Consider the following 18,579-nt stretch of genomic DNA (forward strand, 5'->3'; position numbering starts at 1 on the left):
GCTATCTGGTATAGGGGCCGCTCTGCGGGAGGGGGTGCGTGGCCAGACGCATAAGGTATTGTCCATAGCCATTCTTCTTGAACGGCTCTGCAAGCCGCACGAGCTGCTCTGCGGTGATGTATCCCAGGCTGTAAGCGATCTCCTCGATACAGGCTATCTTCAATCCCTGCCTCCTCTCGATCGTTGCGATAAACTCCCCTGCCTCGAGAAGGCTCTCGTGGGTGCCGGTGTCGAGCCAGGCGTATCCCCTCCCCAGCAGCTCGACCCTGAGCGTATTCATTGCGAGATACCTCGAATTGACATCGGTTATCTCGAGCTCTCCCCTCCGGGAGGGCTTGACCTCTTTTGCTATCCTCACAACGTCGTTATCGTAGAAGTAGAGGCCCGTCACCGCATACGAAGACTTCGGGACCTTGGGCTTCTCTTCTATGGAAAGGGCCTTGCCCCGGGCATCGAATTCTATCACGCCGTACCGCTCGGGGTCATTGACATAACAGCCGAATATCGTTGCCCCGCCTTGTATCGTGACCTCCCCTACCGCCTTTTTCAATACGTCGGTCATGCCGTGGCCGTAGAAGATGTTATCGCCGAGGATCAGGCAGACACTCTCCTGTTCTATAAAGTCCTCTCCCAGAATGAAGGCTTCGGCGATCCCCCGTGGCTGAAGCTGCTCCCGGTAGGAGAGCGACAGCCCCAGCGCCGACCCGTCGCCGAAGATATCCCTGAATCTCGGCAGGTCCTGCGGCGTCGAAATGATGAGGATCTCCCGTATGCCCGCGAGCATGAGCACCGAGAGGGGGTAGTAGATCATCGGCTTGTCGTAAACCGGCAAAAGCTGCTTGCAGACCGACAAGGTAACCGGGTAGAGCCGTGTTCCGCTTCCGCCGGCCAGGATAATGCCTTTCAAATCATTCCCTCACTTAAAAAAGATGAGCGCCCCTCTGTGCTTGCAGTTGGGGGATTTCAGCATATATCAAAGCATTATACAATAATCACAAGGGAAGAATAAAAGCGTAAGAGCCTGACGTAAAAGGGAGGGTTCACGATGGACAGGCAGAGCTATTGCCAAGAACTCAGGATTTTCGAATCGCTGTTTTATCAACGGGGGCAAATTGCATGGTATAGAGCTCTCTATAAAAGCCGCCTCTCATAAGGAGCTCTTCGTGCGGTCCCTCCTGTACGATCTTTCCCCTGTTCATGACAATGATGCGCGATGCCTTCTGCACCGTGGAGAGCCGGTGAGCGATGACGATGGTCGTTCTCCCGACCATCAGGCGTTCGAGGGCCTTCTGCACCTTCTGTTCTGATTCGGTATCGAGCGCGGAAGTCGCCTCATCGAGGAGCAGGATGGCCGGGTTGCGGAGAACGGCGCGGGCAATGGTGATGCGCTGCTTCTGTCCGCCGGAGAGGAGGGTCCCCCTTTCCCCGATCCTGGTGTCGTAGCCCTGGGGCAGGCTCATGATGAACTCGTGCGCATAGGCAGCCTTGGCCGCATTTATCATTTCCTCGTCTGAGGCCTCGGGGCGGCCGAAGAGGATATTCGCGCGCACCGTATCGTCGAAGAGCACCACCTCCTGCGTTACGATCCCGATGCCCTCCCGGATGCTCGCGAGAGACCACTCCTGCATGCTGCTGCCGTCGATGAGGATGCGTCCGCTCGCGGGCTGCCAGAATCCGGCGATCAGGTCGACAAGGGTGCTTTTGCCTGCTCCGCTGTGCCCGACCAGCGCGATAATCTCGCCGGGGCGTATGTTCAGATCGATACCGGCAAGCGCATAGTCTGCGGCAGAGGGATATTTGAACGAAAGATTGTCGAGGAGGATTTCACCCTTGACGGTCTTCTCCGTACCGCCTTTCCGCTCTTCCTCGGCCAGGAGCACATCGCCGATCCTCCCCATGATATTGCGCGCCTGCTGGAAGCTGTTGTTCACCCTGCTCAGCCTCTTGAGGGGAGTGTAGATCATCAGCACGGCGGCAACGAACGAAAAGAAGTCGCCCGGGGTGATCTCGTTCGAGACGATCAGGTGTCCCCCGTAGAAAAGGATGATCGCGACGCCGAGCCCGCCGAAGACCTCGGCTGCCAGCGATGAGGCTTCGTCGATCCGCGTCTCGCGCATTACATTGCGATAATGCTCTGCCGTCGCCGACTCGAAGCGGGACCTCATCGTTCTCTCCATGGTAAAGGCCTTGATGATCTTCATCCCCTGGAGGCTTTCGTGTATTATCGTGGTCACCTGCGAAATGAGCTTCCTCGTATTCAGGCTCGTCCTCTTCATGCGCATTCCCATCCTGCCTATGCTGAAGACGATGAGGGGGATGACAACGAAGGAGAGGAGCGCGAGATCCCACCTGCGGTAAACGGCGACCCCCGCGAGTATGATCACGGTCCCTCCTGCCACAAAGAAGTCCTTGATCGTGTGGGCGACGGTAAGGTGGAGCAGCTCGACATCGTTGAGGACCTTCGAGACGAGAGAGCCGCTGGTGGTCTGCTGGAAGAACGACATCGGCAGAGAAAGCAGCTTGTCATAGGCGCTCCTCCTGATATCGCGCACTATCTTCGCTCCTATAGAGCTCATCAGGTAATTGGTGCAGAAGGTGAAGACCCCACGGAGGAGAAAGAGAAGCATCACTCCCGCGGGCAGGAGAAGGAGTATCCCCGGCGTCTTGCTGACGAGCAGGGAGTCGAGCGCCGGCTTGACCATCCACGCAATGGCGCCATTGATGGCGGACAGGACGCCGCTGCAGAGGACCGCTGCAACCAGCCGGCCGAGATGGGGGTGCGCAAGGCGCCAGATGAGAGCGATATCTCCTCTCCATCTCCCCGGATTGTACTGCGCAAACAGCTCCTTGATATCCTCTCTCATCGCCTCGAATCCCCTCGGGGGACGTGGTTTTCCGCACGTAGTTTAAATTATAATTTACCATAATGCAATCGCGTGGTGCTCTATCGATAAAGGTTTCTGTTGTAATCAGCACCTATAACCGTCCGGACTACTTGACAAGGGTCATTGAAGGGTATCTGAGCCAGACCCGCCTGCCTGATGAGATCATTATCGCCGATGACGGCTCCCGGGATGATACTGCTGCCATGGTTGCTGCACTGAGGGCGGCTGCCAATGTCCCTATCGTGCATGTATGGCATGAGGACAGGGGATTCAGGGCGGCGCGGATCAGGAACAAGGCAGTGGCCCGCAGTTCGGGACAGTATATCATCTTGTGCGACGATGATTGCATTCCTGCTGCCGCACTGGTAGAGGATCATCTCCGTTATTCCCGGCAGGGCTGCTTCATCCAGGGGCATAGAGTGCTGCTCGGCGCCGGCATCTCCGATTCGTTTTCGCTCGAGGACCGCTCGCTGCTAAGACTCCTCGATCTCGCGCGCAAGGGGCAGGCGAACAATATCAAGAATGCGCTGCGTCTTCCCCTGCCGCTGGTCCGCATCTCGCAAAGCCTGAGAGGGATACGGAGCTGCAATATGAGCTTCTATAGAAACGACTTCATTGCGGTAAACGGGTTCAATGAGGACTTCGAGGGGTGGGGGAAAGAGGATTCCGAGCTGGCGGTCCGCCTCTACAAGTATGGGCTGAAAAGAAAGGATCTGAAGTTTCGCGCTTGTTGTTACCATCTTTTCCATCCATACTATGACCGGGATAACCTTGAACGTAATATCGGACTATTGGAAAAGGCACAGGCTGCGAGCGGCTACTTTTGCAGCAACGGCGTCGATAAATATCTATGATGCGCTCAAGACCTCCCGAGCCTTCTTGATAACCGTTTCGGGTGTTATTTCTTCGATGCAGGCCCTGAACGATGGACCACAGCATTCCTCCTGCCTGCACGGTCTGCACGGCAGCGTACTGACATCGAACAGGGCTCTCTTCTCGGTCCAGGGACCGCAATTTCTCGAGAAGGTCGGCCCGTACATTCCGATGACGAACACCCCGACTCCCGCGGCTATGTGAATCGGCGCCGTATCGTTCCCGATAAAGAGATCGCTGAAGGTGCATAAGGCGGCAAACTCGAGGAGGTTGAGATCTGTGGTGACGAGGTCGGGGCTCCGGTGCAGTTCCTCAATAATCTCCTTGATGATTCCCTGCTCACCGGGGCCGCCCACGAGGAATATACGGTAGCGGTCGGCGAGGGCGTTGATGACTGCAGCAAAATTCCCGCTGCCCCACTGCCTGAACCTGGTCCGCGAGCCGGGATGGATCAGCACCGCTTTCCGCTCCTGCTTCTGTACAACGGGGAACCGCTCTTTTACCGTGTTCACAACCGCATCGGGCACGGTGATCGTCAACCGCGTATCGTAGAGGTGAAGCCCCGAGTCGGTAAGCAGCTGGAGATGCTGTTCGATCATGTGGGGATTCCTTTCATGATCCCACTGAAACTTATGAGTTAGCAAGTGAGCTCGCCACCAGCTGTCCGACTCCAAACCGATTCTTACTGAAGCTCCAGTCGCCAACGCGATGAGTGTAGGTCTATCCGAATTCGAGAGGATAATAACCGAGTCGAAGCTCCTTTTTCTAATATCCCGAAGAAACCCAGCAAACTTTAGATAACCGGCCTTGCTCTTCATCTCTTTCCGCCTGAGCCCGATAACTTCATGCAGTTCCGGCAAGAGTTTTAGGAATGCTTCCGTCCCCTCATTTACAAGCGCAGATATTTTTGCATCAGGAATATTGTATCGTAGGTTTTTGATAAGTGGATACATCCAGATGGTGTCGCCGATGTATTTGAGATTTATAACAAGTATATTTCTACTGTGTCTTAACGCTTTCATAAGGTGTAGCGTGCCCGTTAAATGATGGATCCTATTTTTCGATTCCGCTGCCTTGTTTTCTTTAAGCGGTTTAATTCCTCTTCGCCTGGTCAACTTAAAGATGGTGTCTTATCAACTCCCTTAGCATTGAAGATATCCCGTATGCAAGACTAGCGCTTCTTGGCAAGGAAAAGATTCTGATAGGTCAGAAATCTTCCAAATATCCCTATAGTGAGAAAATTCAGTCTTCGGTGAGTCTTTCGAGCAAACCTCGGCCTATGTCCAATAACCTCAAATCCAGCCTCGTTAAGGAGGCCGTAGGCAGTCTGTCTCGTGAAGAAACGTAGATGTGTCCTATCTAGGATGCCAGAGTCCTCATAGTCCCATCGATCGCGGAAAAGTAGTCCCGATAGAATCGAGATGTGGGCAATATTGGGAAGACTAACGATCAAATATCCTCCTGGCTTAATAAGAGTACTAAGTTCTTTTGTTACGCGCCACGGGTTTGCGAGATGCTCTATAACATCTAGACATAACAGGAGGTCGTAAGAGCAGTTCATAAAAGGGATGCCTTTTTCAATGTCAGTTTCAAGAACGGCAAGCCCTTTTTGTCGGGCTCTGGCGGCTGCCCGTGCCTCGACTTCAATTCCGACACATACCTCAAAGCCGAGATCTTCCTTCAGCCAAAGAAGTGTCCCTCCAGCACCACAGCCGATCTCCAGAACCGACTTGGCGCCTTGAGGCACTAGCGGTGCTATTTCCTTTCTGGCATTCTCATAATAAGCAGAAAATTCTGGCATAGTATTGCAGATATCCTCGAGCTTATTTTAGTTTAAAGTGATGCATATACTATCAAAAATATTGGTTCGGACATGAACAAGTTTGCTCATTGTAGCTATCGGTGTTGCTATTGATTAGGTCTTGAAACGTAGCACTTGCCCTATCCCTCTTATAGCCTTCTTGTATTTGTAGGCAATATTCTTGATTCCCTTCAGTCGTTTTGGATGCCAATTAGACTGATATACTATGCCGGAATAAATAGTGCTCAACATCTCATGGGTTACTCCTCTGTCCTTATCATGTTCGTATTCCTCAAGGTAAAGATATGCTTTAAAGAACGGTTCACGTGGCACGATTGGTATCGAATGGTATTTCAGCAACGCCTCACCATACCAGAAAGCTTCGCTTGGATGAAGTCGGATGGCCTCCGCAATTGTCATATTTCTCGGCTTGAGAAACTGTTCAGACAAATCCTCCCAAACAGAGCGATGCCATGTGACAGGAAATGGTCCAAAATTATAAAGCGGCCCCTTTCGAACAAACATTCCGCGAAACTCCTCCTGCGTACTTATCAGGGTCTTAACAGCATGAGATACCCCATTGCTCATGCAGAACTCATGAAATGCCTTCCCTTCATGCATTACAGTATACGGGATGTCCCCGGCGTAGAGAAAGTCAGTCCAGTCAAAGTCGCGGATAAAGATAGAATCGGAATCAATACAAAGGCAAGAGGATAAAGCATTTGCCCTCCAGAATTCGGCCTTCACGATCTGTTGGGAAAGTTGGCCGGGCAACGCATGATAGCTATTGATGCTAAGTTCTGGGTCTGCACTGATAATATCCTCATCGGTCAACCACTGTACATCCTCTGTTCCAATGCGATTTTTGAAAAGTGCAAGATCAGTCAATGGTACAGAGATTGAGAGGGGAAGAGAAGAACGATTGAATGTGCGTATGCTCTCTACCAGTGATACTGCGCGCTCAAGATCATTCCGATAGCTCTTGCAGAACAGGGTGATTCCGCTCACTGATTATTCTCCATGCCGAACTGCCTTGCTAGTGCATGTACCCTGCGCATATATCCCCACCGTTTAAACCAGCCTTTGGGCTGGTCATTAATTGCGCGCTGAATCCGGTTGGCTACCCGGTATTCCGGTACCTCCTCACCATGAAACCGTTTTTTAGCATACTGTGCAAGCACCGAGATGTTGCCTTCACGGGCATGAGGGAAAAGAACATTTGCGCCATGCTTTTCTCGTATTAACTGTTTGTTCCGTTTGAGAAGTGTCCGCACATCATCCGGCATTTTACTGAAACTAGCGCTGCCGCGATGATAGATGAAAGCATCTTCGGCTATAACTATCCGTAATCCAGCTCTCTTTGCCCGTAAAGAGTAGTCAAAATCCTCGTAATAGCCGCGCCCAAATCTCTCATCAAGAGGTCCTATTTTATCGAGCGCTTGCCGAGTAATAGCAACGCAAAAGAAATCAAGGCGATATGCGGTTAGGCTTTCGGCACTTCCGGAATTTGCATACCGCAAACCCTGTTGAATTTTGCCCGCTACATCCGATGCAGTCGTACAGATGCCTTGCTCGTTACCTGCTGCATTAGTAACCGGCCCCACCATGGCGGGGGACAGGCTCTGATCGCAGTGAGCGGTAAGGCGGGCAATCATTCCTTCTGGACAGATGGTGTCGCTATTCAAGAGGATAACCACATCGCCAGTTGATGCGGCAATGCCTATGTTATTGCCCGCCGCAACACCTACATTTTTCTCGTTCAATATGAACCGAACAGAGGGATAGATTCTTTTTGCTGATTCAAGACATGTCCTTGTCTTAGCATCGGATGCATTATCAACGATAAGTATCTCCCATTGCGAGAAGTCTGGATCCTCAGCAAGGCTTTGGAGACAAGGTTTTGTCGTTTCTTCAAACTGGTTATAGCTTAGGATAACAATGCTGATTTGCATCCAATAACCTCGTATAATTATATTGTATGTAGGCCCAACCGGATGTCATGGTGTGCAAAATTAATTGTTCCGCGCATATAGCTTGAAATCCCCTTATCTACAGTACCACTCTTTATCTCTTTGTGCACGATCTTTTGTTTGACTCGCATGTCACAATTACTTGATATGCCCACGCGCATAACGCCTGCACAGCTGCCTCAACCGTATAAGGAGAAACGCTGTTTAAATCAGCAAGTTCGTTATTCGTCCATCGCTCGTAGAGATTGTCCAGTGTAGCTGCAATGGCATTTGCATCATCGGCTTGCACAACCCAATGTCCCCTACTGCGAAGCATGCTTTCCATTTGAGGATTACACCAGGCAAGAGCTAAAATAGGGCGCTGAGTCCAGAAGTACTCGTACAGTTTCGAAGGAATATACTCCTCGCAAAAGGGTTCATTCCCATGCAGAAGAAGCAGACAGTCAGCAGAGTTCATAAGCTTTAAGGCACGGTCACGCCCACTCTCACCAGTTTTAGCGTCAAACTCCAGCCTTCCAAAACATGCAACCATCTCCGGATAAGGAAACTCATGTAAGGCGTGGGAAGAGACAGGATCCAACTTGCTGCCATAAACATGCAGTCGGACCATATCTCTTCGCTCAGGATATTTATCAATCATCCGCCGTAGTCCGGACAGAAAGAATTCAAGGTTGCGCGTTTCAGACAACGATCCAAAATGGGCGATTACGATTCTGCTGCTCCGACGGTATGGCAGTCGAACGATAGATGGTTTGTCCGCGCCTGGAATAAGGCAATATCCACGATTGCCTAACTCTGGGTGCCGCGCTTTTGCGCGTGCAAGAGCCTCTTCCGTGAACCACCAGACGACGTCAGCGTGGCGGCAGACTATCTTTTCTACCCAGGCAGTAAATCGCTCTCGCATGGTAGTTGGCAGCTTGCTGCCCAGCACGAGCGGGTCGTGAATCTCGGCAATCCACGGCAAGCCGAAACGACGTGCAAGCAAATAGCCTGCGACGTGAGCCGAATTTGCCCCGCCGGTCGAATAGATAAGGGCTGGCTTGTGCTTGCTAACCGCTCGGCTTCCGGCAAGATAGGCGCTTAAGAACCAGGACCATTGGACCTCTAACCTGATAAGGAGCGCTTCAACCATATAGACTGGAAAAGTTAGAAGTGAAAATAGACCCATGAGCAAACGGTAAGTAGCCCTATTGCGTATGTACTGGCGCAGCAGGTGGCGAAGGTCGAAGCGCAGACCCGCGGGGCCGAGAGGGGGGATTCGGTAGTGCGCAACCTTTTCGTCCTTTCTGCTCGATATGCTGCTCAGTACAACCGGTTCGATGCCTTTTGCAAGAAGATGCGGAATTTTATCAGTAATCGTCTGGCTTGCTGCCCGGCCATCCATATTGAATGCGTGGGAGAGAACGAGCCATTTTTGTTTATTTCTCGCTCTCTCACTCCCCGGAGGAGTGGCATCGGCGTCTTTCACGCCGAAAGCGATCAGGGTCTTTCTAAATGAGGGGATAGCATCCCTCAGCGACGATCCGATCGAAGCGACCTTTTTCAGTCCCTCTCTATGCCTGCGTGATTTCATGTAGTAAACGTCAATACTTCTGAAACTGCTTGCGTTTAAGAGCAACTCAAGCTCGTCTTTTGTAAATTCCCGATTATGTCTCAGAGGATAGAAAGAATATCCTTTGTACAAAACCGGATTGGAATACAAATAATGTTCTTTGTAATCCCATGTAATGTGTTTCCCCCGCAACATCCTGCTTCTGTTTCGGAAGCAAACAGCATTAGGCACATCGATTTCTACTAAGCCTCCCAAGGTGAGGACACGATGTATCTCTCTCATGACTTCCAGGTGAGAGTGGGTGAAATGCTCCAGAACCTGACAACAGACTACCGCATTAAAGGCGCTATCAGGAAAGGGGAGATGATCAATCTCGACATTGCATATCTGGAACTGAATTCCCTTCGCCTTATACATATCGAGTACCGCATCAGCCGGAGAGTTAATATCTACGGTGTAGCATTCATGCCCGAGGCTAGAAAGGAGTGACACTAAAATGCCATTCCCTGCGCCGATATCAAGGACTTTCCTAGAATATTTCAATCGAGCGGCAATTTCACAGAAACGATCAATGCTGCCGTTGAATATCTCATTATTGATAGGGCTGGAGGTATCATAAAGTTGCCCCTTTCCTTTGAGCGTGAGGGCCTGCCGATATATCTGCCTCTTCGTTAGATGGTGAAGTGGGAGGATATTTTTAAAAAGCATTGATTCTTTCACTATCTTTCACCAAAATCCTTCGCCTGATCTATGTAATGAAAGGTAAAATCCTCGGGACGCGTCCCGAAGATGAAGAGAAAACGGGGCTGTCGAGAGCTACTTTCCATCTTTTCTCTGGAGCTCAAGGAGCTTCGCGTATTTGAAAAACGAGCCGAGGGCCTTGGTAAGAGAAATAACGAAACCGTCTCTTCCATCGAGAAACCCTCTCTTCAGGAAATACGCCTTGGCGAAGGCTGCGCTTCCATGCAGCAGGGCAGTGGAAAACCCTGCCTTTTTCCCTTTCTTAAAAAGCTCTTGAGCAAGCATGGTGGAATACGTGTCTGCACGCCTTATCATATCTGCATAATCGGAAAACGAGTAGTGCTCTATACAGACGTTCAGATCTTCCAGCACTCCGGTCGTCCCCCACTGTCCGTGAGTAATGGAATGGAACTTCCCCTTGCCTTTTTTGAAAAGTCTTACAATCCTGTCAGGCCACCAGCCGCAACTCTTTATCCATTTCCCATGGAAAACGCTTTTCCTTGGAAAACTATAGGCGTCGGCAAGGGCGCATTGGCCGGTGAGCATGCGGGAAATATGCTCCCTTGTTTCAGCGGGGATCCTCTCATCAGCATCAAGCACAAGTACCCATTCATGGCTGCACTTCTCTACTGCGCTATTTTTTTGGGGCCCATCCCCTTTCCATTCCTCGACAAAAAACCGGCAGCCGAACTCCCGGGCGATATCGGGGGTCTTATCGGTGCTGCCCGAATCGACGATGACGATTTCATCGGCAAAGGAGACGCTCTTCAGGCAGTCGGGAAGCCGCTTTTCCTCGTTCTTGGTGATAATGGCGACGGAAAGGGGGAGCGTGCCGGTCATCGCAGCTCGGTCCTTATCCCTGCTAAAAGGGCAAAGAGTTTTGCCGGCCCGGTCGAGAGGAAGAAGGTGTCGGTCAGGCTTCCTATCAGGAGGACGAGACCGAAGGAGAATACAAAAAAGCCGGCATGACCCGATCGATGGCGCCAGCCTTTGGAAAGAAATACGTAGAGCAGCCAGAACAAAGAGGCTATCCCGATAATCCCGAAGCTGGCGGCCATATGGAGAAAGCTGTTGTGGGGGTGGGCAAACCTGCGCTGTTCGGGAGGCCAGTCGGAGAATTCATACTTCGCTATTTCCCCGGGATACCCCCCGGTGCCGACGCCTATGAGCGGCTGTTCGGAGAATATCTTTACTGCACCCTTCCACATATGCAACCGTTCTCCGGTCGAGGACCCCGAATTGGTCTGGTGATACTCATTTACGCCGCTGATGACCAGGGCGATCCGGCTTCTGACTGTCGGTGACAAGAACAGTAGACTTATCATGATAAGAGAGAGCGCGCTGGTAACGAGCAGATGTTTTCTCCTGCCCATCATGGTCGAGATCATGAAAGGAGAGAGGAGGACAAAGGCAAGGTATCCTGAGCGCCCGACGCCGAGAGCGAGCGTTACGAAAAAGAGCGCCATACTAAAAAGGATCGCTGCTTTGGACAGCGCCCTCCTCGCGTGGGAGAAGTGAAACGACAGGAGCAGCATGCCCAGCACCAGCCAGAGCGAGGCGGTTATGGACTTGCTGCTGAAGATCGTCGGAATCCATCGCGAGGGCGCTGTAAGACCGGCGTACTGCAGCAAGGAGGCGGTTGAGAGCAACCCCAGTCCCGCCAAAAAGGAGATGATAAGAAGGTTTGCATTGTTTTTAGACATCCAGAGGGACGCAACCGCAAAAGCAAGAAGCCAGTTATGGCTCTTTGTCGCAAACTCGAGCCCTGCCGCAGGATCGTTGGTCCAGAGGAGGCCTATCCATGGCAACGCTGCGAAGCATAACACCGGTTTTGTCCATGGCTGGTTGAGCCACTCCTTTCGGTCTTTCATGAACTTTCCCGAAAGGACCCAGACGCCCAGGACCAAGCCCCCTGCTATCTCTGCCGGGGACGTAGCGAGGGGGATGAAGAAGAAGAGGCAGCAGAGGCTCCCGAGCAGAAGACTGTCGGCTAAACCGGCTGCCTGGTGCGATCCGATTCCTTCCTTATAAGGCAAAACGGTCTCGTGCATAATAAATGTCCCTACTATTATAGAGATTGTAGTACTCTATTTCCATACGCGGCGCCCGTGAGTACAGAGGCGCTCATTCAGTACTGCTGCCTGTCAGCCGGGAGAGGGAATCCCGTCCGGCAAGAACATGGTTTTTTTTTAAAGCTTTTTATTATATCATTATCTGTAGTGCGGGGGACCTCGAGAACGTCGGCGCCTTCTCCTTTAATCAGCAGAGAACAGAGCTCATAAACGGAGGATACATGATAGGGGATTATATTGCAGGGAACAAAAGAATAGGGGTCGTCGGCATGGGATATGTCGGGCTGCCACTCTGTGTCGGGTTCGGCAAGAAATTTCCGGAGGTCATAGGCTTTGATATCAACGAGTCGAGGATCAGGGAGCTGACCGCGGGATTCGACAGGACCCTCGAGGTCGCCACCGACGATATAAAGAAGGCATCGGTCTCCTTCACTGCCGATCCCGCCCGGCTGAAAGAGGCCCAGGTCGTCGTCGTTGCGGTCCCAACGCCGATCAACTCGCATAAATTCCCTGATCTGAAGCCCCTGCAGTCCGCCTCCGAGACGGTGGGACGGAATTTGAGCAGAGGCGCTGTGGTCGTCTACGAGTCGACGGTCTATCCCGGCGTCACGGAAGATATCTGCGGGCCGATCCTCGAGCGCCATTCGGGGATGCGGGCGGGCGCGGACTTTAAACTCGGCTATTCTCCCGAACGGATAAATCCCGGCGATAAGGTGCACGGGCTCGAGGGGATCGTGAAGGTGGTCGCCGGCCAGGACAACGAGACGACCGACCTCCTCGCCGCGCTCTACGGGAGCGTGGTGACGGCGGGCATCCACAAGGCTGCCGATATCAGGACTGCGGAGGCGGCGAAGGTCATCGAGAACATCCAGCGGGACCTGAATATCGCCCTGATCAACGAGCTTTCGATCATCTTCCACCGGCTCGGCATCGATACCATGAAGGTGCTCGAGGCGGCAAAGACGAAGTGGAACTTTCTCCCCTTCCAGCCCGGCCTGGTGGGAGGCCACTGCATCGGCGTGGACCCCTACTACCTCACCTTCAAGGCCCAGGAGGTCGGCTACCACCCGGAGGTGATCCTCGCCGGTCGGCGGATCAACGATTACATGGGCAAGTATATCGCCGAACAGACGATCAAGGAGCTGATAAAGGCCGGCACGCCGGTCAAAGGGAGCAAGGTGCTCATCATGGGCTTCACCTTCAAAGAGAATGTGAAGGATGTGCGCAATACGCGGGTAATCGATATCTACCACGAGCTCAGGGACTTCGGCGTCAATCCCTACATCTTCGATCCTGAAGCGGATGCGGAGGAAGTGAAGGAAGAGTACGGGCTCGAGCTGATCGCCGACCCGAAGGACTTCTGCCTCTACGAGGGCGTTATCCTTGCCGTAAGGCACGACCGCTTCCAGGCATTCTCCCCGCAGGCGCTGAAATCGCTCTGCAACCACGCGCCGGTGCTCATCGATGTGAAGGGCATGTTCGATGCCGATACGGTTGCCGGAGCCGGCTTCGAGCGCTACTGGAAGCTATAGAGGCAAACCCTAAACTCTAAATCCTAAATTCTACCCGTGAAACCCTGACCCCTCGATACCGGGTGAGTCCAGATAAGGGTGCTTTTGTTTAGAAGTTAGAGATTCGGGTCTAGAGTTTGCTGTTCGTTACCCTCCGATCCTGGACATCGGCTTCAGGCGGACGATGCTCTTCTCGTGCTCAAGGGAATGTCCTTGCGGCTTTACTTCAACGGCGAGGCGGAGGAGCCGCTCGATCTCGCTGTCCGAAGCATCGTCCCTCATCGCCGACTTGAGGTCGATCTCGGTCTCCGAAAAGAGGCAGGGCCTCAACTTTCCGTCCGACGTGAGCCTCAGCCGGTTGCAGGAGCCGCAGAAGTGGTGGGTAAGGGGGCTTATGAACCCGATGACGCCGGGCGCGTCGGTGAACCTGAAGTAACGGGCCGGGCCTGCCTTCCGCGCCCTCACCGGGGCGAGCGGCGCAATGGTCTCGACCCGCTGCTTTATTTCATCGGTGGAGATATATTTTTCCTTGCTCCAGAGGTCCCGCGCACCGATGGGCATGAACTCGATAAAGCGCACATGATAGGGGGTCCGCATGGTCAGCCGGGCGAACTCCTCGATTTCGTCGTCATTGAGCCCGCGCAGCGGGACCATGTTGATCTTTATCGGGAGGAGGCCGGCGTGCTCGGCCTCCTGTATCCCTTCGAGCACATTCGTAATGCTGCCTCCCCGGGTGATTTCCTTGTACCGTTCGGAATCGAGCGAGTCGAGACTGATATTGACCCTCTTCAACCCCGCTTCGGCCAGGGGGCGGGCGAGCTTCTTCAGGAGCAGGCCGTTGGTGGTGAGGCTTATGTCCTCGATGCCGTTGATGCTGCTGAGCGAGGCGATGAGATAGACCAGGTTCTTTCTGACCAGCGGTTCGCCGCCGGTGATCCGGATCTTCCGCACGCCGAGCCGCGCCGCGATGCGGACGACCCGCAGAATCTCCTCATAGCTGAGAATGCTCTTGTGCTGGACCGGCTTGACGCCCTCCGAGGGCATGCAGTAGACACACCTGAGGTTGCAGCGATCGATGATCGAGATCCTCATGTAGTCGATGACCCGCTCGAATTTGTCCTGCATGCGTCCCCTGAACGGTCCGGCCTTACTTCTTTTTCTTGGTGTTCCTGGCCGGAGCGGCGTTCTTGTGCTGGCTGCCGAGGACCTCGGCGATCTTCTTCTCCGCGAGCTCCGCTTCTGCAGACTGCGGGTATTTCTCTATCAGCCGCTCGAGGATAACCTTGCCCGTCTTCCGGTCTCCCAGCTCGATGAACGAGTAGGCCTGCTTGAGCATGGCGCCTCTCGACTTGTCGTGGTCCGGGTACTTCTTCAGGAAATTTTCGTGCGAAAGGATGGCGTCCTCGTATTTCCTCTCCCCGTAATAAGACTCGCCGATCCAGAACTGGGCGTTCGGCGCCAGTGTATGCTGGGGAAAATCCTTCACGAAGCGCTCGAACTTCTCGCGCGCTTCGCCAAACCGCTTCTCTTTGAGATCGATCTGCGCATCGTCGTAGAAGCGCTGGGACGAGGCGCTGTCGCCCGCCTCCGGCGTCCCCTTCATCGCCGGAGCTCCTTCCTGCTGTGCGCCGTCGGGGAGAGGCTGAGGCTGAGCCTGAGCCCGCGCAGCCTGCTGCACCGCGGCGAATTCGGCGCTCAGCGCCGCGAACTTCGACCTGATATCCTTCAGCTCGTTTTCGAGGCTCGCGACCCGCGCTGCCTGGAGCTCGCGCTCCGAGAGCGAATCCTTGAGCGCCTTGTCGATGAAGTAGCGGTTCTCGTCAAAGCGGCCTTTCAGCAGCTGGACCTCCTTCGAGAGGTCGGAGGATTGGCTGAGCAGCGACGACTGGCTCTCGCGCAGCGCACCGAGATTCTGCTCCTTCACGGCAGCGAGCTCCCGCTCCAGCTCTGCTATGGACGCTTTCAACTGGGCCACTTCTTTTCTCTGGCCCAGCGTATCCATCTGGACTGCTGCCATATCATTGCGCAGCTCGTCGCCGGTGGTGACACAGCCCGCGCCCCCCGCCAGGACGAGGAGGACGAGGAACAGATGACCGAAATAGTTCAGATGCCTCCCTCGACACGGCATGACTACTTCCCTTCCACCAGCACGAAATGCGCCCTTCTGTTCTTTGCCCAGCACGCTTCGGTGCTCTCGGTGCAGAGGGGCCGCTCCTCGCCGTAGCTTACCGTATCGATCCTGCTGGAGGGGATGCCGAGGGCGATGAGGAACTCCCTGACGGAATGCGCACGCTTATCTCCCAGGGCGAGGTTGTATTCATCGGTGCCCCGCTCATCGCAGTGCCCCTCGATAACGACCTTTGCATTCCTGTTATTCGAGAGGAACTTCGCAAGGTCCTTGAGCACCGGCTTCGCATCATCCCTGACGGCATACTGGTCGTAATCGAAATAGATGTCCTCCATCGTTACCGGGAGCTCCTTCGGCGGGGCCTGGAGGTCGGCCTGTTCGGTCTTCGGCGGCTGCTGTTCCGTTATGCGTTCCCTTCCCGCCTCTCCTGCTTCCGGGACAGCGGCTTTTTGTTTATCTTCAGTGATGACCCCGGGTTGAACAGGCTGCTCAGGAGCCTGAGCAACTCTCTTCTGCGCACACCCGAGGGCAGTCACGAGCCCGAGGACGACCAGGAATATGGCCATAAAACGTTTCATCACTTCCTCCTCCAGGGTTTGTTGATTACCACTAATTTAACAAATATCCTATGTCTGTGCAACTTTCTCCGCAGAGGGACAGGTGTCACGAAAAAATATACAGGTTGCACGGCGGCGGAATAGATGATATTTTTACAAATGGTTCTCACGGCTTATGCAGCGGCGTGTGCAGCGCAGCAGTGTATAAGTTTCTTATACACTTTTTCGTGCCGAAAGAGTTAAACTAGTAGAAATGCGCGCCTTTCCGCTCCTGGTATCATTCTTGCAAAACATTGTCGCATGAACAGTTACTGTCATAACACCACCTAATGAAGGGGGACACCATGGATAAGCAGCGGATACTGGTTGTAGATGACGACCCTGTTGTCGGCCTCAGCTGCAAGAGGATACTGGGCGGAGAAGGGTTTACCGTGTTTACGGTAGAGGACGGGGCAGGCGCCGTGGACAAACTGTCGAAGGAGGAGTTCGATCTCGTCATCACCGATATCAGGCTCCCCGATGTCTACGGGCTCAAGGTCATCCAGGAGACGAAGACGATACAGCCCAAGGCGGATGTGGTCGTCGTCACCGGCTACCCGACGCTCGAGGACGCAAAGGAGTCGATCCGGCTCGGCGCTCTCGAGTACCTCGAGAAGCCCTTTACTCCCGACTTCATGCTGAATGTGGCGAACCGGGTATTCGACAAACGGGGCTGGATCCTGAAGAAGGCCTATATCGACCGCTTCAAGGAATATATCGTGCCGGCCTCGGATCTCGATAATCTCACCATCTTCTATAAGGACGGCTCCTGGGCGCGGCCGCTCAAGAACGGCTCGTGGGAAGTGGGGGTCGATGTGCGGCACTTCCTCATCAGCGGCCAGATGCTCTATGTCGATCTGCTGAACAGCGTGAAGGCGGTGACTACCGGCGAGCCCTTTGCGAAGCTGCTCTCCGGGGACGGGCGTATCTACGAAATAAAGGCTCCCATGACGGGAGTAGTGCAGGAGATCAACAGCCATGCGAACGAGGCGATCTGCTCCCTTGCCAAGGATTACCTGTGCGAGGGGTGGTTCCTCTGGCTCGCCCGCATAAATCCGGTTAAAGCATAAGTGAATAAAGGATAAAGGAGGATAAGGGATGAAGGGAACTATCCTTGTCGTCGACGACGAACTGATTGTGCGCAGGAGCTGCGAGCGGATCCTCGGTCCCGAGGGATACGAGGTCGCTACCGCGGCCTCTGCGAAAGAGGGCCTGGACATGCTCGGCAGGAATTCGTACGACCTGATCATTACGGACCTCAAGATGCCCGAGATGGACGGCCTCGAATTCATGAAACAGGTGAGGACGAAGGACCCTGATATCAACATCGTCGTGGTAACGGGCTACCCCTCGCAGGACAGCATAAAGGAGTCGTTGAGCCACCGTATCGTCGATTACCTTCCGAAGCCCTTTTCGCCGGCGCTGCTCCTCGAAGTGGCCAATAAGGCCGTCGAGCTGAAGAAGAAGGGCGCAGGCCCCGAGAAAGAGGGCGAGGAGTACACGGAAGAGGCGGCGGCGAAGCTCGACGCGATCATAAAGCAGTACAAAGGCAAGCCGGGCGCCCTCATCCCCGTACTGCAGGAAGCGCAGGAGCTGATCGGGTATCTCCCTCCCATCGTGCAGCGGCATATCGCCCGCGGACTGAAGCTGCCGGTGAGCGAAGTGCACGGCGTCGTCTCGTTCTATTCCTTCTTCACCATGAAGCCGAAGGGCAAGCACAATGTGCGCGTCTGCCTCGGCACCGCCTGCTACGTCAAGGGCGCCGAAGAGATCGTGAAGAAGCTGAGCGACGGACTCGAGGTCGAGGTGGGCGGCATCACCACGGACAAGAAGTTCTCGCTCGAGACGGTCCGCTGCCTCGGCGCCTGCGGGCTCGCGCCGGTCGTGGTGGTTGACAAGGATACGTTCGGGTCGGTGAACCCGGTCAAGGTTATGGATCTGCTGAAGGAATACTAGAGAAAACAAACTCTGAATTCTAAATACGAAACTCTAACCTCTCAACCGGATTGGGAGTTCAGCTATTAGAATTCAGGATTTATAAGAAAGAGGAGGTCAGTATGCCCAGGCTTACCGTGGACGATTTGAAGAAGATCAAGGAAGACTACAAGGCCATGCTCACCCTGAGAGAGGGCGGCAGCAGGGCGAAGGTGACGATACATATGGGCACCTGCGGTATTGCGGCAGGCGCGCGAAAGGTCATGGAAGCGCTCCTCGACGAGCTGGCGAAGAACGGCGTCAAGGACGTCGCGGTCACCACGTCGGGATGCGCGGGCTTCTGCAGCAAGGAGCCGATGGCCACGGTCGAGATGCTGAACCAGCCGCCGGTCAAGTATATCGCGCTCACTGAAGAGAAGATGAGGAAGATTTTCGACGAGCATGTCATGAAGGGCCAGCCGGTTCAGGAATACGCCCTTGCAATGGGCTGCGAGACTTCGTACTAAGGGGGAAAG

General features: G+C 53.9%; 17 protein-coding genes and 1 pseudogene. 6 read left to right on the top strand and 12 right to left on the bottom strand.

All coding sequences use genetic code 11. The annotated features are described in order from the left end of the window. Position 1 precedes the first annotated feature (1 nt). Complete coding sequence (gene rfbA, locus AB1805_12435; GenBank protein ID MEW5746231.1) at positions 2-907, bottom strand: glucose-1-phosphate thymidylyltransferase RfbA; 906 nt, start codon at positions 905-907, stop codon at positions 2-4. 166 nt (positions 908-1,073) lie between these two features. Further along, the gene (locus AB1805_12440; protein ID MEW5746232.1) at positions 1,074-2,864 is read right to left on the bottom strand and encodes an ABC transporter ATP-binding protein; all 1,791 of its coding nucleotides are present in this window, start codon (positions 2,862-2,864) and stop codon (positions 1,074-1,076) included. Between the two features lie 62 nt (positions 2,865-2,926). Here AB1805_12440 and AB1805_12445 point away from each other — a divergent pair, with 62 nt between their 5' ends. Beyond that, a complete protein-coding gene (locus tag AB1805_12445) occupies positions 2,927-3,739 on the top strand; it encodes a glycosyltransferase family 2 protein (protein MEW5746233.1) in 813 nt (270 codons plus the stop codon). Here AB1805_12445 and AB1805_12450 read toward each other — a convergent pair. From AB1805_12450 to AB1805_12480, 7 genes are all read right to left on the bottom strand, one after another. Further along, positions 3,734-4,780 carry a glycosyltransferase family 9 protein gene (locus AB1805_12450; GenBank protein ID MEW5746234.1) on the bottom strand — a complete coding sequence of 349 codons (1,047 nt, stop codon included), beginning with the start codon at positions 4,778-4,780 and terminating at the stop codon, positions 3,734-3,736. The genes AB1805_12445 and AB1805_12450 overlap by 6 nt on opposite strands. A 149-nt stretch (positions 4,781-4,929) precedes the next feature. Beyond that, positions 4,930-5,559, bottom strand: coding sequence for a class I SAM-dependent methyltransferase (locus tag AB1805_12455; protein MEW5746235.1), 630 nt, complete (start codon positions 5,557-5,559; stop codon positions 4,930-4,932). A 114-nt stretch (positions 5,560-5,673) separates the two neighbouring features. Next, entirely contained in the window at positions 5,674-6,567 is an 894-nt protein-coding gene (locus tag AB1805_12460; protein ID MEW5746236.1) for a DUF6492 family protein, read from the bottom strand. Beyond that, positions 6,564-7,511 carry a glycosyltransferase family 2 protein gene (locus AB1805_12465; GenBank protein MEW5746237.1) on the bottom strand — a complete coding sequence of 316 codons (948 nt, stop codon included), beginning with the start codon at positions 7,509-7,511 and terminating at the stop codon, positions 6,564-6,566. Before AB1805_12465 ends, AB1805_12460 begins: the two co-directional genes overlap by 4 nt. 112 nt (positions 7,512-7,623) lie before the next feature. Further along, positions 7,624-9,801, bottom strand: a complete 2,178-nt coding sequence (locus tag AB1805_12470; protein ID MEW5746238.1) for a methyltransferase domain-containing protein — start codon at positions 9,799-9,801, stop codon at positions 7,624-7,626. Positions 9,802-9,897: 96 nt separating this feature from the next. Then, a complete protein-coding gene (locus AB1805_12475) occupies positions 9,898-10,662 on the bottom strand; it encodes a glycosyltransferase family 2 protein (GenBank protein ID MEW5746239.1) in 765 nt (254 codons plus the stop codon). Then, positions 10,659-11,873 (bottom strand): O-antigen ligase family protein, encoded by a 1,215-nt coding sequence (locus tag AB1805_12480; GenBank protein MEW5746240.1) that lies wholly within the window; start codon positions 11,871-11,873, stop codon positions 10,659-10,661. The genes AB1805_12475 and AB1805_12480 overlap by 4 nt, the downstream gene beginning before the upstream one ends. A gap of 242 nt (positions 11,874-12,115) precedes the next feature. On the opposite strand from AB1805_12480, the gene AB1805_12485 reads away from it, so the two are divergent. Next, positions 12,116-13,426 (top strand): nucleotide sugar dehydrogenase, encoded by a 1,311-nt coding sequence (locus tag AB1805_12485; GenBank protein MEW5746241.1) that lies wholly within the window; start codon positions 12,116-12,118, stop codon positions 13,424-13,426. Between the two features lie 126 nt (positions 13,427-13,552). Here AB1805_12485 and moaA read toward each other — a convergent pair whose 3' ends face one another. From moaA to pal, 3 genes are read right to left on the bottom strand one after another with little or no spacing between them, the layout of a single operon-like run. Further along, positions 13,553-14,530 carry a GTP 3',8-cyclase MoaA gene (gene moaA / locus AB1805_12490; protein ID MEW5746242.1) on the bottom strand — a complete coding sequence of 326 codons (978 nt, stop codon included), beginning with the start codon at positions 14,528-14,530 and terminating at the stop codon, positions 13,553-13,555. 22 nt (positions 14,531-14,552) lie between these two features. Beyond that, positions 14,553-15,533, bottom strand: coding sequence for a tol-pal system protein YbgF (gene ybgF, locus AB1805_12495; GenBank protein ID MEW5746243.1), 981 nt, complete (start codon positions 15,531-15,533; stop codon positions 14,553-14,555). 2 nt (positions 15,534-15,535) lie between these two features. Further along, on the bottom strand, positions 15,536-16,111 hold the full coding sequence (gene pal / locus AB1805_12500) for a peptidoglycan-associated lipoprotein Pal (protein ID MEW5746244.1): 576 nt from the start codon (positions 16,109-16,111) through the stop codon (positions 15,536-15,538). 323 nt (positions 16,112-16,434) lie between these two features. On the opposite strand from pal, the gene AB1805_12505 reads away from it, so the two are divergent. From AB1805_12505 to AB1805_12520, 4 genes and pseudogenes are all read left to right on the top strand, one after another. Continuing rightward, entirely contained in the window at positions 16,435-17,199 is a 765-nt protein-coding gene (locus tag AB1805_12505; GenBank protein ID MEW5746245.1) for a response regulator, read from the top strand. Between the two features lie 28 nt (positions 17,200-17,227). Beyond that, a pseudogene (locus AB1805_12510) lies at positions 17,228-17,554 on the top strand (response regulator). A gap of 105 nt (positions 17,555-17,659) precedes the next feature. After that, positions 17,660-18,085 (top strand): NAD(P)H-dependent oxidoreductase subunit E, encoded by a 426-nt coding sequence (locus AB1805_12515; protein MEW5746246.1) that lies wholly within the window; start codon positions 17,660-17,662, stop codon positions 18,083-18,085. A gap of 101 nt (positions 18,086-18,186) precedes the next feature. Further along, positions 18,187-18,570, top strand: coding sequence for a (2Fe-2S) ferredoxin domain-containing protein (locus AB1805_12520; protein MEW5746247.1), 384 nt, complete (start codon positions 18,187-18,189; stop codon positions 18,568-18,570). Positions 18,571-18,579 lie beyond the last annotated feature (9 nt).

The organism is Nitrospirota bacterium (assembly GCA_040752355.1).
Classification (GTDB): Bacteria; Nitrospirota; Thermodesulfovibrionia; order Thermodesulfovibrionales; family Dissulfurispiraceae; genus JBFMCP01.

Excerpts from the sequence above, each read along its gene's own strand:
- AB1805_12455 (MEW5746235.1), bottom strand. The coding sequence starts at position 5,559 with ATGCCAGAATTTTCTGCTTATTATGAGAATGCCAGAAAGGAAATAGCA.
- ybgF (MEW5746243.1), bottom strand. The coding sequence starts at position 15,533 with ATGCCGTGTCGAGGGAGGCATCTGAACTATTTCGGTCATCTGTTCCTC.
- AB1805_12440 (MEW5746232.1), bottom strand. The coding sequence starts at position 2,864 with ATGAGAGAGGATATCAAGGAGCTGTTTGCGCAGTACAATCCGGGGAGA.
- AB1805_12465 (MEW5746237.1), bottom strand. The coding sequence starts at position 7,511 with ATGCAAATCAGCATTGTTATCCTAAGCTATAACCAGTTTGAAGAAACG.
- AB1805_12475 (MEW5746239.1), bottom strand. The coding sequence starts at position 10,662 with ATGACCGGCACGCTCCCCCTTTCCGTCGCCATTATCACCAAGAACGAG.
- AB1805_12485 (MEW5746241.1), top strand. The coding sequence starts at position 12,116 with ATGATAGGGGATTATATTGCAGGGAACAAAAGAATAGGGGTCGTCGGC.
- pal (MEW5746244.1), bottom strand. The coding sequence starts at position 16,111 with ATGAAACGTTTTATGGCCATATTCCTGGTCGTCCTCGGGCTCGTGACT.
- AB1805_12445 (MEW5746233.1), top strand. The coding sequence starts at position 2,927 with ATGCAATCGCGTGGTGCTCTATCGATAAAGGTTTCTGTTGTAATCAGC.
- AB1805_12450 (MEW5746234.1), bottom strand. The coding sequence starts at position 4,780 with ATGAAAGCGTTAAGACACAGTAGAAATATACTTGTTATAAATCTCAAA.
- AB1805_12505 (MEW5746245.1), top strand. The coding sequence starts at position 16,435 with ATGGATAAGCAGCGGATACTGGTTGTAGATGACGACCCTGTTGTCGGC.
- moaA (MEW5746242.1), bottom strand. The coding sequence starts at position 14,530 with ATGCAGGACAAATTCGAGCGGGTCATCGACTACATGAGGATCTCGATC.
- AB1805_12520 (MEW5746247.1), top strand. The coding sequence starts at position 18,187 with ATGCCCAGGCTTACCGTGGACGATTTGAAGAAGATCAAGGAAGACTAC.
- AB1805_12480 (MEW5746240.1), bottom strand. The coding sequence starts at position 11,873 with ATGCACGAGACCGTTTTGCCTTATAAGGAAGGAATCGGATCGCACCAG.